This is a genomic window from Caballeronia sp. RCC_10 (genome assembly GCF_041360715.1).
GTDB classification, from domain to species: domain Bacteria; phylum Pseudomonadota; class Gammaproteobacteria; order Burkholderiales; family Burkholderiaceae; genus Caballeronia; species Caballeronia grimmiae.
On the sequence record NZ_JBFUPT010000014.1, the window covers coordinates 50111 to 65061 of the forward strand.

Below are 14951 nucleotides of genomic sequence, written 5' to 3' on the forward strand. Positions count from 1 at the left end.
GTCACGTTGTCTTGTGGTGTATCGACGATGCGACGGCGTGCGCCGCCGCATGGCTGCTTTACGGCGCAAGGCGGGCGGGATTGAGACGGGGAATACCCGATGGGAAGCGGGCAGGCGGGCGGCGCGCGCTCAGAAACGATGTATCGGATCCTTGTCCGGCGGCGCGTCGGGATGCTGCGGTTCATCCGGACGATGCCCCGGCGACGGCGGCGTGAGCGGATCGGCTTCCGGGTCGCGGTTCGGATCCGCGATCGGATCGGGGACGGGACTGGTCTGCATGTCGTATTTCATCGTGGCTCCCGCAAGAAATCAGACCGCGTCGTGTGCGGCCGGCATGTGCAGCGTGAAAGGACGGCCGGGATGCGCGTGCTCCACGTCGGAGAGTTCGGCGCGGGCGCGGCTGGTGATCGCGTCCGCCGCGGTGTCGCGCGGATGTTCGTCCAGCACGATATGCGGCGTGCCCAGCGCGCGCGCCACCGCGACGGGCGAGGGCGCGGCGGCATCGTCGGAAAGCAGGAGTTGCGCATCGGCGATCAGGCGCGGCAGCGTGCGCGGCGCGACGGCGCCCGCCAGAAAGAGCGCGGCGGTCTGCATCGCGCCGAGCACGCCGGCGGTGCGCTCGGGATCGGGCGCGTCGCCGATGATCGCAATCTGCCAGCCGTCGGCGGCAAGCTGGTCGGCCACATCGGCGTATTGCTCGGCGGCCCACGCGGGCGCGTCGTGGTGACTGCCCGGGTGAATCAGCACCAGCCGCTCCCGTTCGATGCCGTGAAACGCGACGAGCGCGTTGTATTGCGCGTCGGACAGCGCATCGTCGGAGGGCGGCGCGCACGGCGAATCCGGGATCAGCCCTGGAGCGAGCGGCCGTTCGGGGGACAACGCATCGGCTAACGGGAAAAACGGATTGGCTCGCATCCTGACTCCTGCAATTGGCGTGGCCTCGTGTCTTGCGCATTGCAAACTGCGCGAGACGGGCGGATTGGAGGCATAGGAAGCAGCACGCGTCGTGCCTATCGATTTCGGTGTCGGATGTCGGTATTGAAGGCGGCGGACAAACGATCGTCAAGGCAAAGGCGGTGGTGTGTCGCGCGAGCCGCATCAAAAAGGAAACCGCCGCCCTGCGCGAGGCAGGAGCGGCGGTTTTGGTGGGAGTCTTGAGGGCGGCGAAATCGCCGCGGCTCAGGTTTCCGGATTGCCGTCTTCCGCCGGCAGCGCCTTCGGCGTGAACGCTTCCGCGCGGCGGCGGATGCCGTCGACTTCGCCGGTCACGAAGGTGCGATTGTCGGCGGCGAGCGCGTTTTGATACGACGCGCCTTCCGGCACACGATGCAGCAACGCGCGCAATTCGCCCTGCGTGGTCTGCTCGACCGGCTCGTAATCGTAAAGCGCGAGCATCAGCTCGGCGCGCTCGTGCAGCAGAAAGAGACACGATGCGAACACCGCGACGCCCAGCACTTCCTGGAGGCCGAAGCTGTATTCGTGCCGCACCGGCGAGAACGGCAGGCCCGCGACGAAGGCCGCGCCCACGATCGCCAGCGCGATCGTCGCTTTGAGAAACAGGCCGGCGCGTGCAATCAGGCGCTCCCGTTCGCTATGCAGTTGCCCGGCCGATTTCGGCACGAGCGCGGTCAGGGCGTGTTGCTGGCGAAGAGCTTCGAGCGGCAGAGCGGCCATGTAAGTATCGTCTCGACGAATAAGCGCAAAAACGCGCGACATCGGTTCAACGCACGGCTTACACGATCGTTGACGAGGCTTTCGTTTTGTTGCGTCCTGTTTCCTGCTGTTGCATTTGCCGATGGCGCACATTCAGCCGGTGCGGTCCTTCACGGGCGTGCGCACCGTCGCGGTGCCGTCCGCGATTTGCTGCGCGAACACGAGCGCCTCGACGATGGTCCCGAACACTTCCTCGCGCACCTTGTCATCGGCCAAGCGCAGCAGATACGACGGATGATAGGTCGGCACGACGATGCGCCCCTTGTGCTCGATCGTCTTGCCGAGATACTCCGACAACGCCATGCGATGCCCCGTCAGCGCCTTCAGCGCCGTCGCCCCGAGCGCGACGACCACCTTCGGCGCAATGCGCGCCAGCTCTTCGTCGAGCCAGTAGCGGCACGCCTCGCGCTCGCGCTGCGACGGCGTCACGAGCAGGCGTTCCCGGCCTTCGCCGCCTTGCTCCGCGTGCTCGTCCCACTTGAAGTGCTTCACCGCGTTCGTCAGATACAGCGATTCGCGCGTCAACTGCGCCTCGCGGATGGCGTCGTCGAGCAATTTGCCCGCTGCGCCGACGAACGGTTTGCCCTCGCGGTCCTCCTGGTCGCCCGGCTGCTCGCCGACCAGCATGACGCGCGCATCCGCCGCGCCCGTGCCCGGCACGGCCTGCGTGGCGTTGCGCCAGAGCGAGCAGCGCTTGCACGCGTCGAGCGAGGGCGGCGCCTTGAGCGACGTGCCCTTGAGCGGCTCCAAATCGGTATTGAGCGCCACTTCCATGTCGTCCGGCACGTTGCGCGGGTGGCGGTCGCGCCGCGTGTAAGGGTCCGCGCGGGCGATCAGCGCGGGATCGGCGCGCTCGTTCGGCGGACTCTTCCAGTACCGCACCGGCATGTGCGACGCCATTTCGGCGGCGTTTTCCTGCGCCGGCGCGAAAGTGCTCTCGTAATAGGCGAGCCACAATGCCTCGATGGCGTCGCCGCTGACCGCTTCGCCGCTCATGGAGTCGGCGCTCACGCCGAAATCCATCGGCTTTTCTTCCGGCTCGCTCGTGCGGTCCACGCGCAGCAGCGCGCCGTCCCAGAAGGCCGCGCCGTGCGGCGTGGCGATCATCCAGGTGGCGCTGCCCATGCGCGTGGCGAAGTGCATGGCGGCGTGTTCCAGCAGGTCATGCACCGGTTCGCACCAGCTAATGAACTCCGGCGGCCCGAGCGACGCATCCCGATGCCGAAAGCGCAGCGTCGCGCGCATCTTGCTTTCTTCGGCCTGCACCGCTTCGATCATGCGATGCAGCCGATGCCCGTCCGCATCTTCCAGCGACGCGACCGCGCGATCGCCCTGCGTCCAGCGCCACAGCACCTTGTAGAGAAACGGCCAGCGATCCGGCGCGCGGTAACACGCAGCCGTCTCCAGCATGGCCAGCAACTCGCGGGCGATCTTGACCGGCTTGGGCGCGTTCGGGTCCGCCGGGCCGCAAGGCGCAGCAATGGTGCCGAACACCGTGGCCGACGCGGCGGACTCGCGCCAGAGCACGTCTTGCGGCGGCACGCCTTCCGTGACGAGGGAACGCGCCACGGTGCGCCATGCAGCGAACGATGGGTCGAGGATGACGCTTTTCATCGAAAACCGGAACCAGAAAAGGCTGAAAAGTACTGTATATCCATACAGTATTCTAGCGATGGCTCCTGCTTCGCGGCAACTTTTTTGGGATGATCGTGCCCTTTACTGCGTCACGGGGTCTTAGCTCCGTGGCAAGTCGCCCGGCAAATCCACGTCGCGCAAGACGTTCGGATCGTCGACCTCGACGATGAGCGGCGTCACTCTGGCGAGGATGCCGCGTGCGCCGGCATCGCCATCGAGCGAGGCGAGCGCATCGCGATGCACGCTGCCGAACCCGACCGGATGCCCCCGCGTGCCGCGATAGTACGGCGCGACGAGTTCCGCGCCGGCATCAAGGGCGCGCGCGACTGCTTCGATCGTCGCGGGCTCGATCCACGGCATGTCGCCGAGCGCGACGATCCAGCCGCCGGCATCGGACGTCGCGCGCACGGCGGCGGCGAGCGTCGCGCCCATGCCGCGCCCGGCGTCGGCGCTGACGATGACCTTGCAGCCCGCATCGTCCAGCACGCCGGCGAGCGTTTCGGCGCCGGGCCGCACGACCGCGACGACTTCCGCCGCCACGGTGAGCAACCGCCGCGCCGACTGAAAGGCGACCGGCACGCCGCCCGGCAGCGGAGCCAGCAGCTTGTTTTGAACGCCGGAAGGGTCGAAGCGGGTGCCGAGGCCCGCCGCCAGCAGAATGCCGGTCGCGTTCGACGAATAGGTCATTGCGCTCGTCGTGGATAAGGAAGGAAGCCGATTGTGCAGCGCGTGGAAGGCGGCGGCAACCGCCTTCCACGCCTTACGCCACGTTCGACGCCATCACCTTGTCGAGCGTGAGCGGCAGGTCGCGCACCCGCACGCCGGTCGCGTGATACACCGCATTCGCGAGCGCCCCCGCCACGCCCGTAATGCCGATTTCGCCGATTCCCCGCGCCCCGAGCGGATTGATATGCGGGTCCGGCTGCCCGACGAACGAAATGTCGAGCAAGCCGATATCGGCATTCACCGGCACGTGGTACTCCGCGAGATTGGCGTTCGTGTAGCGCCCGTAACGCACGTCGAGATCGCTCTTCTCCAACAACGCCGAGCCGACGCCCCATACGATGCCGCCCATCAACTGGCTGTGCGCTGTTTTCTCGTTGATGAGCGTCCCCACGTCGTACACGCCGACGATGCGCGGCACGCGGATCGTGCCGAGGTCAGCATCGACATGCACTTCGGCGAAGACCGCGCCGAACGAGTGAAACGAGTACTGCTTCTTCTCCTCACCGGGGCGCGCGGTGGCGATCGCCTCGATCGGCTTGCCGCCGTTGCGGGCGATGACCGCCGCGGCCGGATCGCGTTTATCCGGCGCGGACACGCTCACGACCCAGCCGTTGCTCACGGTCACGTCCTCCTGCGCGAGTCCTGCGACGGGCGAGCCGCGATCGGCGATCGCCATCGCGATGAGCTGATCGCGCGCCTGTTTCGACGCTGCCTGCACCGCTGGCGAAACGCTCGCCGCCGATTGCGAACCGCCCGACACCGGCGCTTTCGGCAGCGACGAGTCGCCGAGCGCGAAGCGCACGTAATCGAGTGGAAAGCCGAGCGCGTCGGCGGCGACCTGCGTCATGATCGTGTACGTGCCGGTGCCGAGATCCTGCGTGCCGGAGGCGACCATCGCGGTGCCGTCGGGCAGGATGCGCGCAATCGCCGACGCCTCGCTGCGGTTCGCCGGATACGTCGCCGTCGCCATGCCCCAGCCGACGAGCGTATTGCCTTCGCGCATCGAACGCGGCGCGGCGCTGCGCCTGGTCCAGCCGAATTTGTCGGCGCCTGCGCGATAACACTCCAGCAGCGCCTTGCTCGACCACGGCTTCTTCTCCTGCGGCTCCATGTCCGCGTAATTCTTGATGCGCAACGCGAGCGGGTCCATGCCGAGCCGATACGCCATCTCGTCCATCGCCGATTCGAGCGCGAACGAGCCGCTCGTCTCGCCCGGCGCGCGCATGAAGGTCGGCGTGCCGACATCGAGCTTCACGAGCCTGTGCGAAGTCGATTGATTCGGCACCGCGTACATCATCCGCGTGACGATGGCCGAACTTTCCGTCCAGTCCTCGAACGTCGATGTCGTCGCTATCACGTCGTGACGCATGCCGGTCATCGTTCCGTCGGGGCGGGCGCTCACCTGAATGCGCTGCTCGGTGAACGGCCGGTTGCCGACCATGCCGAACATCTGCGGCCGGTCGAGCACGAGCTTGACGGGCCGGCCCGTCTGCTTCGACGCCATTGCCGCGAGCACGACATGCGACCACGCCGAGCCCTTGCAGCCGAAGCCGCCGCCGACGAACGGGCAGATCACGCGCACGTCGTCATCGCGCATGCCGAAGAATTTGGCGACCGCGCTCCGCGTGCCGGACACGCCCTGCGTCGAGTCGTAGAGCGTGAGCTTCGGGCCGTCCCAGCGCGCGAGCGTCGCGTGCGGCTCCATCGGATTGTGATGCTCGTTCGGCGTCGTGTAGACCGCGTCCAGGCGCGCCGGTCCCTGCCGCAGACCGGCATCGACGTCGCCGCGCCGGGTCGTGATCGCGCGGCCCATCATCTTTTCCGGCTGATACGCCGAGCCTTTCGCGCGCTCGAAATCCGCGTTGGGCATCGCGGCTTCGTAGCGGATGTCGACGAAACGCGCCGCGCCTCGCGCCTGTTCGAGCGTTTCCGCGACGACGACCGCGACCGGCTCGTTGCTGTAGCGCACGTCGCTGGTTTGCAGCAGCGTGAGCTTGCGCACGGCGGGCGGCTGCGCGTCGGGCACGCCGCCGTTCGGCAGGCGCATCGCGTTCTGATGCGTCATGACGAGCAGCACGCCGGGCATCGCCTGGGCGCGCGCCGTATCGATCGATGCGATACGCGCCTTCGCGACCGTGCTCGTGATGAGCACCGCATGCGCGAGCTTCGCCTCGTTGTTGTCGCCCGAATAGCGCGCCTGGCCGGTCACCTTGAGCACGCCGTCGGTGCGATCGAGCGGTTGTCCAATGACACTCATGCTGCACCTCCTGCCTGTTCGACGGCGCGCACGATCGCCCGCTGCGCGAGCGTCACCTTGAATGCGTTGTCGCGCCGGGGTTTTGCGCCCTGCACGGCGAGAGCGGCGGCGTTTTGCAGCGTGCTTCTGTCGAGCGTCCTGCCGACGAGCGCCGCCTCGGTCGCGTTCGCGCGCCACGGCTTGTGCGCGACGCCGCCCAGAGCGATGCGCGCGCTTTTCACCGTGTTGCCGTCCATCTGCAACGCCGCCGCGACCGATACCAGCGCGAACGCATAGCTCGCCCGGTCGCGCACCTTCAGATACTTCGAGTGCGCGGCGAAGAGCGGCGGCGGCAGATCGACGGACGTGATCAGTTCGCCCGGCAAGAGCGTCGTGTCGAGATCGGGCCGGTCACCCGGCAGCCGATGAAACTCCGCGAACGGAATCGTGCGTTCGCCATCCCGGCCGCTGACGCGCACGACGGCATCGAGCGCCGCGAGCGCCACGTTCATGTCGGATGGATTCGTCGCGATGCATTGATCGCTTGCGCCGAGAATCGCGTGAATGCGCGTGTTGCCTTCGAGCGCCGCGCATCCGCTGCCGGGCTTGCGCTTGTTGCACTGAGGAAAGGCGGTGTCGTAGAAGTAGTAGCAGCGCGTGCGCTGCATCAGATTGCCGCCGACCGTCGCCATGTTGCGCAACTGCGCCGACGCTCCCGCGAGAAACGCCTGCGACAGCAGCGGATAACGCTCGCGCACCCAGGCGTGATTCGCGGCATCGCTGTTGCGCACGAGTGCGCCGATGCGCAAGCCGCCGTCGGGCAGCGCCGTGATCGTGTCGAGCCCGCCGATATGCGTGATATCGACGAGTCTCACGGGCCGCGCGACGCCGCCCTTCATCAGGTCGAGCAGATTCGTTCCGCCGCCGATGAACACCGTGCCCGGCTGGCTGGCCGCCTGAATCGCCGAGCCGATGTCGGCCGCGCGCTGATAGGAGATTGCGTCCATGTTCGTCTCCTCAGCTACGCGTCGAAGCGACGGTCTTCACCGCCGCCACGATGTTCGGATACGCACCGCAGCGGCAGATGTTGCCGCTCATGCGCTCGCGGATTTCATCGTCGGAGAGTTGCGGCGGGCGATAGCGCACGTCGGCGGTTGCGGCGCTGGCGTCGCCGGCGCGGTATTCGTCGATGAGCGCGGTCGCCGAGCACAACTGGCCCGGCGTGCAGTAGCCGCACTGGAACGCATCCTTCTCGATGAACGCCTGCTGAAGCGGGCTCAGGGTATCGGCGGCGGGCGCGAGGCCTTCGACCGTCGTCACCGATTCGCCTTCGTGCATCACGGCAAGCGTGAGGCACGAGTTGATGCGCCGCCCGCCCACGATCACCGTGCACGCGCCGCACTGGCCGCGATCGCAGCCTTTCTTCGTGCCGGTCAGGCCGGCGTATTCGCGCAGCGCGTCGAGCAGGGTCGTGCGCGCTTCGACGTGCAGTTCGTGCGGATGACCGTTGATGGTCAGCTTGACGGGCATCGTCGGTGCGACGGAAGGCGGCATCGGCGCTGATGCGTTGGCATTCGTATCGGCCTGCTGCGCATGGGCGAGCGGCGCGGCGGTCACGGCCGCCGCCGCTGCGGCCGATTGCAGAAAGCGCCTGCGCGCGGGCTTTTGAGCCGCGTCGTCGAGGCCGGGGGATGGCTTGTTGATAGGGGACATGGCGAAAGAAGGCTCCTCGCTCGTTCGGAAGGGCGCCGTGCGGCTCGAGTCTTCATGGGGCTGTCCGCTCGCGGCCGATGCGACGTCGGTCCGCCAAGCGCCAATGCCCGAGTCCATGGGGCGAAGTGGTCCGCGCAGGAAGGCATTGTCCGGAAACTGTCAGGTTACCGAACGTTCGCCCACTCGCGACCGGAGACGGCGAGCAACTTGGATGCCAGGGTGATACGTGATCAGCGAGGAACAGCCGTGCGCGTCGGTTGCATCGACGTGGCACGTAAAAGCTGCATGAATTCGTAAATTCGCGTTCTCGCCTGGCCTGGAAGGCTTTCGATCGCCTGTCGCCGTGCCGTCCGGAATTGGCGTGCGTTCTTCAGGCGCGCGTTCGAGCCGGCAGCAAATTTACGCAGACGCGCCGCGTCAGTGGGACGCCGCGCGTCACGCCTCGCTCTCCATGATCTTGTCGATCCACTGCGCGTTCTCACCCGCTGATCCGATGCCCGCGTGCCGCGCCATCGGCACGAAGAAATGCATCGCGATCGGCAGTTTCGAGCGTTCGAGCCAGTTCGTCAGATGCGCTTCGAGCCGCCTGCCCGGCGCTTTCAGTTCTTCGCGCAGCACGGGGGGCAGCTTCTCGAAGTGACGCATGTCGATCTGATACGGCTCGGGCGCGACGCACAGCGCATTCGGACGGCCATCGACATCGACGGGAAGGCGCTCCAGCGCCTGATGCAGCAGCGCGACGCCGAGTCCTTCGCCGCGCCACGGCTTGCGCACTTCCCACATGCTGATATAGATCACGCGATGCGTGCTGTAGACGTCGCACAGACGCGCCTGCCCCAGCGCTTCCGTCGATGCCAGCGCGAGCGACAGCATCTCGCCCGAATACGTGTCGAGCGTATAGACGAGATCGGCGCTGCTCGTGAGCGGCGGCACTTTCACGAGCTTCAGTTCCACCGCCGCCGCGACCGTGTCGCTGCCCGCCTCGTGAAACACGGCGAACGCGGTGCCGAGCCGCTCGTCGTCGACCTGGGGATACTCGTGGCGATACGTCATCGTGAACAGGAACGGGCCGATCTTCTCGCGATACGCGAGCGGCCGGTCCACGTCGTAATCGTCGGTGCCGACGAGACCGTAGGGATCGTAATCGCGCTTCTCGCGGCGCTCGCCGTTTTCCATCGCCGATGCGAGCGCGGCGAGCGGGCGGCGCGACTCCGGCACGAGATCCTCGGGCAAGCCTTCCCACGACAGACGCAGGAATTCGCGGCCGCCGCGATAGTGCGTTTCGAACAGCGACAGAAGCGGCTCGCCCGCGACGGGATCGAGAATGCGTTGCGCGCATTCGAGTGCGCGGTCGAGCAGTTGATCGGCTTCGGCGGGGTCCGGCGCGAGCGGCGGCTCGTCGGCGTCGGGCACGGCGGGCAGGCCGCGCGCCGCGCGTTCCTTGTGCGCGAGTTCCAGCCATTCGTCGGCGGCGCGCTCGGCGATGAATCCCGCCGCGATGCGATAGCCCGGCAGCACGATGGACTGCCCGGTGTCGCCCAGCGGAAACACGTACTCGTCGGACATGGCTTCGTCGACGGTCGTTCCGTGGAACGTTTCGCGCGGCAACGCAGCGCCCGCCGCCGAATCGAAACGTTGATGGGCGAGCACGTGCGCGGCGAGATCGGACGCCGCGGGACCGAACTCGGAACCCGGTCCGGGAAGAAGCTTCAGAAGGGATAACGTGCTGCTGCCTGCGATGCCCGATGTCGTCATGAGTGCCGCCTCCGATCGTGAAGGGCTATCGTAGCAAACCGTGCGGCGATGCAGGGACCTCGCAAGGCAGTGCAGCGGCGCGGCGGGCGGGCGCGTGATGTGCTTGCCGCGTGTGGACGTCGACTTCCACTTCGATTGCGGAGAGCGCATGAACAACGAGATCCATGAAGGCGGCTGTGCGTGCGGAGCGTTTCGTTTCCGGGCGGGCGGCAAGCCGCGACGCGTTTCGCTGTGTCACTGCATGACATGCCGCCGTGTGCATGGCTCGGCGTTCGGCGCCTATGCGATCTTCGCGCGCGATGACGTCGAGATGAGCGGGCGGCTCGACACCTGGCGCAGCTCCGAAGACGGGCGGCGGCATTTCTGCCCGGTGTGCGGATCGGTGGCGTATATGGAATATGCGAGCCACCCCGAAGTGGACCTGCCCCTCGGCGCGTTCGACCAAACCGGCATCTTCGAGCCTGCTTACGAACTGTGGTGCACGCACCGCGAGCCGTGGCTGCCCGCCGGCGTTCGCACCGAGTATCCGGAAGACCGGCCCAAATGAGCACGGCGGGCGGACGCATCCGCATCGGCATTTCCGGCTGGCGTTATGCGGGCTGGCGCGGCGTGTTCTATCCCAAGAAACTGGCGCAGGCGCTCGAACTCGAATTCGCGTCGCGGGCCGTGCAGACGGTCGAAATCAACGGCTCGCACTATTCGCTGCAGACGCTGTCGAGCTATCGCGCGTGGCATGACGCCACGCCTGCGGACTTCGTGTTCAGCGTGAAAGGGCCGCGCTATCTGACGCACATGCTGCGCTTTCGCGACGAGACGGCGATACCCGCGAGCGCAAACTTCTTCGCCTCGGGCGTGCTCGCGCTCGGCGACAAGCTCGGGCCGTTTCTTTGGCAGTTTCCGCCCAACTTCAGCTTCAAGCCGGAATCGTTCGAACGCTTTCTCCAGCTTCTTCCGAAAGACACGCACGCGGCCGCCGCGCTCGCGCAGCAGCACGACACGCGCGTCAAGGAACCGTGGTGCGAACCGGGCCGCAAGCGGGCGCTCCGGCACGCGGTCGAGATACGCCATCACAGCTTCTGCTCCGATGCCTTCATCCGGCTCCTGCGCAAATATGGCGCGGCGCTGGTCGTCTCCGATTCGGTCGCAGACTGGCCCTACGCCGAAGACCTGACTTCCGACTTCGTCTATATGCGTCTGCACGGCACCGAGACGCTCTACGGCGGCGCTTATTCCGACGAGGCGCTCGACGGCTGGGCGCGGCGCATCGGGCGCTGGGCGGCAGGCGGGCAGATCGAGGATGCGAAGCTCATCGCATCGGCTGCGCCGCGCCGCCGCGCATCGCGCGACGTGTACTGCTACTTCGACAACGACCAGAAAGTGCAGGCGCCTTTCGATGCCCGCCGCCTGATGGAGCGCCTCGGCATCACGCTGGAGAGCGGCGCGCCAGCGTGAATCGACCGGGACACGCATTGTCTCGAGACAGCGGCATGCTTCATCACACGGTCCCGGCGATTGCATTCGCGTCAGGAAAATAAGACGATAAGCAGCGTGCGTCGCGCAACGAAGAATGCGCGAAGCGCGCGCCGGATGCGCGACAAGCGACAGGATCGGGAACCTCTGAATAGCCTGCAAGGAGCATCGATACCATGGCGAAGCAACCGGTGAGCGGCACGGACAAAATCCATCCCGAAGGTGCGAAGTGCATCGGCGATTGCGATCCCGGCGAACAGATCGAAGTCGTCGTGATGCTGCGGCGTAAGGACGCCGAAGGCTTTCGCAAGATGATGGCGCGCATCGACGCGGGCGAGGCCCCCGCGCAATCCGTCTCGCGCGAGGATTTCGACAAGCGCTTCGGCGCATCGGATGAAGACGTGAAGAAGGTCACGCAGTTCGCCGCGCAATACGGCCTCTCGGTCGTGCGCGCGGACCCCAGCACGCGCAGCGTCGTGCTGAAGGGCAGCATCGAAGCGTTTCAGAAGGCTTTCGATGTGAAACTCGAACGCTTTCAGCATCACAACATCGGCGAGTATCGCGGGCGCGCGGGTCCGGTCAACGTGCCCGACGATATCCACGACGCCGTCACCGCCGTGCTCGGACTCGACAGCAAGCCGCAGGCGCGGCCGCATTTCCGCTTCCGTCCGCCGTTCACGCCGTTGCGCGCGGTGGCGCAGACGTCGTTTTCGCCGGTCGATCTCGCGCGTCTCTACGACTTCCCCGAAAGCGACGGCGCGGGCGAATGCATCGCGATCATCGAACTGGGCGGCGGCTATCGCGAGAGCGATCTTTCGGCGTACTTCTCGAAGCTCGGCGTCAAGGCGCCGACCGTCGTCGCAATCGGCGTGGACCGCGCGAAGAATGCGCCGACCGGCAATCCCAACGGTCCGGACGGCGAAGTCACGCTCGATATCGAAATCGCGGGCGCGGTTGCGCCGGGCGCGCGCATCGCCGTGTACTTCGCGCCGAACAGCGACGCCGGTTTCGTCGACGCCGTCAATCGCGCGATCCACGACAACACGAACAAGCCGTCGGTCGTGTCCATCAGTTGGGGCGGGGCGGAATCGAACTGGTCGTCGCAGTCGATGAGCGCGTTCAACGACGTGCTGCAAAGCGCGGCTGCGCTCGGCGTGACGGTGTGCGCGGCGTCGGGCGACAGCGGCTCGTCGGACGGCGTCGGCGATGACGCCGATCACGTCGACTTCCCGGCATCCAGCCCGTACGTGCTCGGCTGCGGCGGCACGAGCGTCGCCGCCACGGCGCACGGCATCACGCGCGAAGTCGTCTGGAACGACGGCGATCAGGGCGGCGCGGGCGGCGGTGGAGTGAGCGGCGCGTTCGCGCTGCCCGTGTGGCAGAAGGGCTTGCAGGTCGCGCGGGCCGGTGGCCGAAAGGTCGCGCTGAGCAAACGCGGCGTGCCCGATGTGGCCGGCGACGCATCGCCGCTCACCGGCTACGAAGTGCTGATCGATGGCGACGATACGGTCGTCGGCGGCACGAGCGCCGTCGCGCCGCTGTGGGCCGCGCTGATCGCGCGCATCAACGCGATTCACGGCTCGCCGTCGGGCTTCGTGAATCCGAAGCTCTACAAGGCGAAGGCCGTGTGCCGCGACATCACCGAAGGCAACAACGGCGGCTTTGCCGCGGCGCCGGGATGGGACGCCTGTACGGGGCTTGGCAGTCCGGACGGCGCGAAGATCGCCGCGGCGCTTGCGCCCGCCCGGCAAGCACAAGTTGAGGCAAGTCAGTGAACAACAACCACGACGACGATTCGGGAGCGACCACGATGAACTCCGATCCACTGGAAATGAAGCGCATTCCCGCCACGGGAACTGGCGTCGCGCCCGACCCGGGCGGCATCAAGGAGCCGCCTGCGGCTGAGGAGCATGCAGCGAAGGCCCCCGCGAAAAGCGCGGGAAAGAAGCATCGGCAGGACCAGCCGTATTTCGATTCCGTCGCATACGGCAACGGCCCCGACGATTCCATCGACCCGAGCGAAGCCGACGAAAACGCCGCGATCACCCATCACACGGTGACGGTCGGCGGCGAGAAGATCGCGTACACGGCGACCGTCGGCCATCTCGTGACGGTCGATCCGAGCAGTTCGAAGCCCGACGCGAAGATGTTCTATGTCGCGTTCACGAAGGACGGCGCGAAGGAGGAAGCGCGCCCGCTCACGTTCTTCTATAACGGCGGGCCGGGCTCGTCGTCGGTATTCGTGCTGCTCGGCTCGTTCGCGCCGCGCCGCATCAAGACCTCGATGCCGGGCTTCACGCCGCCCGCGCCCTATGAGATGGAGGACAACCCGGACAGCCTGCTCGACAAGAGCGATCTGATCTTCATCAATCCGGTCGGCACGGGTTATTCGGCTGCGATCGCGCCGAACAAGAATCGCGATTTCTGGGGCGTCGATCAGGACGCGGATTCCATCAAGCAGTTCATCAAGCGGTATCTGACGAAGAACAACCGCTGGAATTCGCCGAAGTTCCTGTTCGGGGAGTCCTATGGCACGGCGCGCAGTTGCGTGCTCGCGTACCGGCTGCACGAGGACGGCGTCGATCTGAACGGCATCACGCTGCAATCGTCGATTCTCGATTACGCGCAGGCGGGCAATCCCGTCGGCGCGCTGCCGACCGCCGCCGCCGATGCGTGGTATCACAAGAAGCTCGGCGTGCATCCGACGCCGCCGAATCTGCTCAACTTCATGGAGGAAGTGGCGGAATTCGCCGGCACGGATTACCTCAACGCGCTGCGCAAGTTTCCGCAGACGGACGATGAAGTGGTGGAGAAGCTCGCGGAGTTCACGGGCATCGACAAGGTGACGCTGCTTGCGTGGAGCCTAGATATCGCCGCTTACGACAGCCGGGGCAACTCCCTTTTCCTGACGACGCTGCTGAAGTCGAAGGGCGAGGCGCTCGGTTCCTACGATGGCCGCGTGACGGCCATATCGACGGGCATCGCGGGCAAGATCGACCCGAACTCGGGCGGCAACGACCCGACCATGACGGCGGTGAGCGGCGTCTACACGTCGATGTGGAACAGCTACCTCAACGAGCAGTTGAAGTTCACGTCGACCTCGTCGTTCACGGATCTCAACGATCAGGCGTTCGTCAACTGGGATTTCAAGCACACCGATCCGACCGGCGCGCAGAAGGGTGTCGATTCGAAGGGCGACATCGTGCTCTACACGGCCGGCGATCTGGCCGCCGTGATGGCGCTCAACGTCGATCTGAAGGTGCTCGCCGCGAACGGCATGTACGACTTCGTAACGCCGTTCTACCAGACGATCCTCGACCTTCAGCAGATGCCGCTCATCGACAAGACCGTGCGGCAGAACCTCTCGGCGACGTTCTATCCGTCGGGGCACATGGTCTATCTCGACGGCGGCTCGCGCACGCAACTGAAGGCGGACCTCGCGAAGATGTACCAGGAGGCGACGTCGAATCATGCCGCGATGAACCGCATCATCATGTTGCAGAAGACGACGGCGGACAAGATCGGCGCGGCGCTTTCGCCCGCGAACGCCGAGCAGTAGCGGCGCGCGTTTCGCTGCCTGCAATAAGCCGGTGGAGCGTGCCGTCGTGCCGGATTGGCGCGCCCGTCCGTTTCTGACACACTAGCTGCACCGCCCGAACGAGGGGTGCAGCGTTGTTCAATTCGGCAAAGCCCGGATGCGTCG

General features: G+C 66.5%; 13 protein-coding genes. 4 read left to right on the forward strand and 9 right to left on the reverse strand.

Annotated elements, in window-relative coordinates; translation table 11 throughout:
- Positions 1-129: 129 nt before the first annotated feature.
- From AB6804_RS22240 to AB6804_RS22280, 9 genes are all read right to left on the reverse strand, one after another.
- Positions 130-291, reverse strand: coding sequence for a hypothetical protein (locus tag AB6804_RS22240; RefSeq protein ID WP_167569267.1), 162 nt, complete (start codon positions 289-291; stop codon positions 130-132).
- Positions 292-309: 18 nt separating this feature from the next.
- Complete coding sequence (locus tag AB6804_RS22245) at positions 310-915, reverse strand: glycosyltransferase family 9 protein (protein ID WP_370888311.1); 606 nt, start codon at positions 913-915, stop codon at positions 310-312.
- Between the two features lie 264 nt (positions 916-1179).
- Positions 1180-1674, reverse strand: coding sequence for a hypothetical protein (locus AB6804_RS22250; protein ID WP_370888312.1), 495 nt, complete (start codon positions 1672-1674; stop codon positions 1180-1182).
- 132 nt (positions 1675-1806) lie between these two features.
- The gene (locus AB6804_RS22255) at positions 1807-3327 is read right to left on the reverse strand and encodes a UdgX family uracil-DNA binding protein (RefSeq protein ID WP_370888313.1); all 1521 of its coding nucleotides are present in this window, start codon (positions 3325-3327) and stop codon (positions 1807-1809) included.
- A 120-nt stretch (positions 3328-3447) separates the two neighbouring features.
- Positions 3448-4035 (reverse strand): NTP transferase domain-containing protein, encoded by a 588-nt coding sequence (locus tag AB6804_RS22260; RefSeq protein WP_370888314.1) that lies wholly within the window; start codon positions 4033-4035, stop codon positions 3448-3450.
- Between the two features lie 73 nt (positions 4036-4108).
- Positions 4109-6331, reverse strand: coding sequence for a xanthine dehydrogenase family protein molybdopterin-binding subunit (locus AB6804_RS22265; RefSeq protein ID WP_370888315.1), 2223 nt, complete (start codon positions 6329-6331; stop codon positions 4109-4111).
- Positions 6328-7317: a xanthine dehydrogenase family protein subunit M gene (locus tag AB6804_RS22270; RefSeq protein ID WP_370888316.1), complete on the reverse strand. Its 990-nt coding sequence runs from the start codon at positions 7315-7317 to the stop codon at positions 6328-6330. The genes AB6804_RS22265 and AB6804_RS22270 overlap by 4 nt, the downstream gene beginning before the upstream one ends.
- Positions 7318-7327: 10 nt before the next feature.
- The gene (locus AB6804_RS22275) at positions 7328-8023 is read right to left on the reverse strand and encodes a (2Fe-2S)-binding protein (RefSeq protein ID WP_370888317.1); all 696 of its coding nucleotides are present in this window, start codon (positions 8021-8023) and stop codon (positions 7328-7330) included.
- Between the two features lie 435 nt (positions 8024-8458).
- Complete coding sequence (locus AB6804_RS22280; RefSeq protein ID WP_370888318.1) at positions 8459-9928, reverse strand: GNAT family N-acetyltransferase; 1470 nt, start codon at positions 9926-9928, stop codon at positions 8459-8461.
- On the opposite strand from AB6804_RS22280, the gene AB6804_RS22285 reads away from it, so the two are divergent.
- From AB6804_RS22285 to AB6804_RS22300, 4 genes are all read left to right on the forward strand, one after another.
- Positions 9927-10325 carry a GFA family protein gene (locus tag AB6804_RS22285; RefSeq protein WP_370888319.1) on the forward strand — a complete coding sequence of 133 codons (399 nt, stop codon included), beginning with the start codon at positions 9927-9929 and terminating at the stop codon, positions 10323-10325. The two genes, AB6804_RS22280 and AB6804_RS22285, sit on opposite strands and share 2 nt — an antisense overlap.
- Positions 10322-11230, forward strand: a complete 909-nt coding sequence (locus AB6804_RS22290; protein WP_370888320.1) for a DUF72 domain-containing protein — start codon at positions 10322-10324, stop codon at positions 11228-11230. Before AB6804_RS22285 ends, AB6804_RS22290 begins: the two co-directional genes overlap by 4 nt.
- A gap of 194 nt (positions 11231-11424) precedes the next feature.
- The gene (locus AB6804_RS22295; protein ID WP_370888321.1) at positions 11425-13023 is read left to right on the forward strand and encodes a protease pro-enzyme activation domain-containing protein; all 1599 of its coding nucleotides are present in this window, start codon (positions 11425-11427) and stop codon (positions 13021-13023) included.
- 35 nt (positions 13024-13058) lie between these two features.
- Positions 13059-14807: a S10 family peptidase gene (locus AB6804_RS22300; protein WP_370888322.1), complete on the forward strand. Its 1749-nt coding sequence runs from the start codon at positions 13059-13061 to the stop codon at positions 14805-14807.
- Positions 14808-14951 lie beyond the last annotated feature (144 nt).

What these genes read in the sequence shown, in the direction of transcription:
- AB6804_RS22240 (WP_167569267.1), bottom strand. Translation starts at nt 291, where the DNA reads ATGAAATACGACATGCAGACCAGTCCCGTCCCCGATCCGATCGCGGAT.
- AB6804_RS22245 (WP_370888311.1), bottom strand. Translation starts at nt 915, where the DNA reads ATGCGAGCCAATCCGTTTTTCCCGTTAGCCGATGCGTTGTCCCCCGAA.
- AB6804_RS22250 (WP_370888312.1), bottom strand. Translation starts at nt 1,674, where the DNA reads ATGGCCGCTCTGCCGCTCGAAGCTCTTCGCCAGCAACACGCCCTGACC.
- AB6804_RS22255 (WP_370888313.1), bottom strand. Translation starts at nt 3,327, where the DNA reads ATGAAAAGCGTCATCCTCGACCCATCGTTCGCTGCATGGCGCACCGTG.
- AB6804_RS22260 (WP_370888314.1), bottom strand. Translation starts at nt 4,035, where the DNA reads ATGACCTATTCGTCGAACGCGACCGGCATTCTGCTGGCGGCGGGCCTC.
- AB6804_RS22265 (WP_370888315.1), bottom strand. Translation starts at nt 6,331, where the DNA reads ATGAGTGTCATTGGACAACCGCTCGATCGCACCGACGGCGTGCTCAAG.
- AB6804_RS22270 (WP_370888316.1), bottom strand. Translation starts at nt 7,317, where the DNA reads ATGGACGCAATCTCCTATCAGCGCGCGGCCGACATCGGCTCGGCGATT.
- AB6804_RS22275 (WP_370888317.1), bottom strand. Translation starts at nt 8,023, where the DNA reads ATGTCCCCTATCAACAAGCCATCCCCCGGCCTCGACGACGCGGCTCAA.
- AB6804_RS22285 (WP_370888319.1), top strand. Translation starts at nt 9,927, where the DNA reads ATGAACAACGAGATCCATGAAGGCGGCTGTGCGTGCGGAGCGTTTCGT.
- AB6804_RS22280 (WP_370888318.1), bottom strand. Translation starts at nt 9,928, where the DNA reads ATGCGCTCTCCGCAATCGAAGTGGAAGTCGACGTCCACACGCGGCAAG.
- AB6804_RS22290 (WP_370888320.1), top strand. Translation starts at nt 10,322, where the DNA reads ATGAGCACGGCGGGCGGACGCATCCGCATCGGCATTTCCGGCTGGCGT.
- AB6804_RS22295 (WP_370888321.1), top strand. Translation starts at nt 11,425, where the DNA reads ATGGCGAAGCAACCGGTGAGCGGCACGGACAAAATCCATCCCGAAGGT.
- AB6804_RS22300 (WP_370888322.1), top strand. Translation starts at nt 13,059, where the DNA reads ATGAACTCCGATCCACTGGAAATGAAGCGCATTCCCGCCACGGGAACT.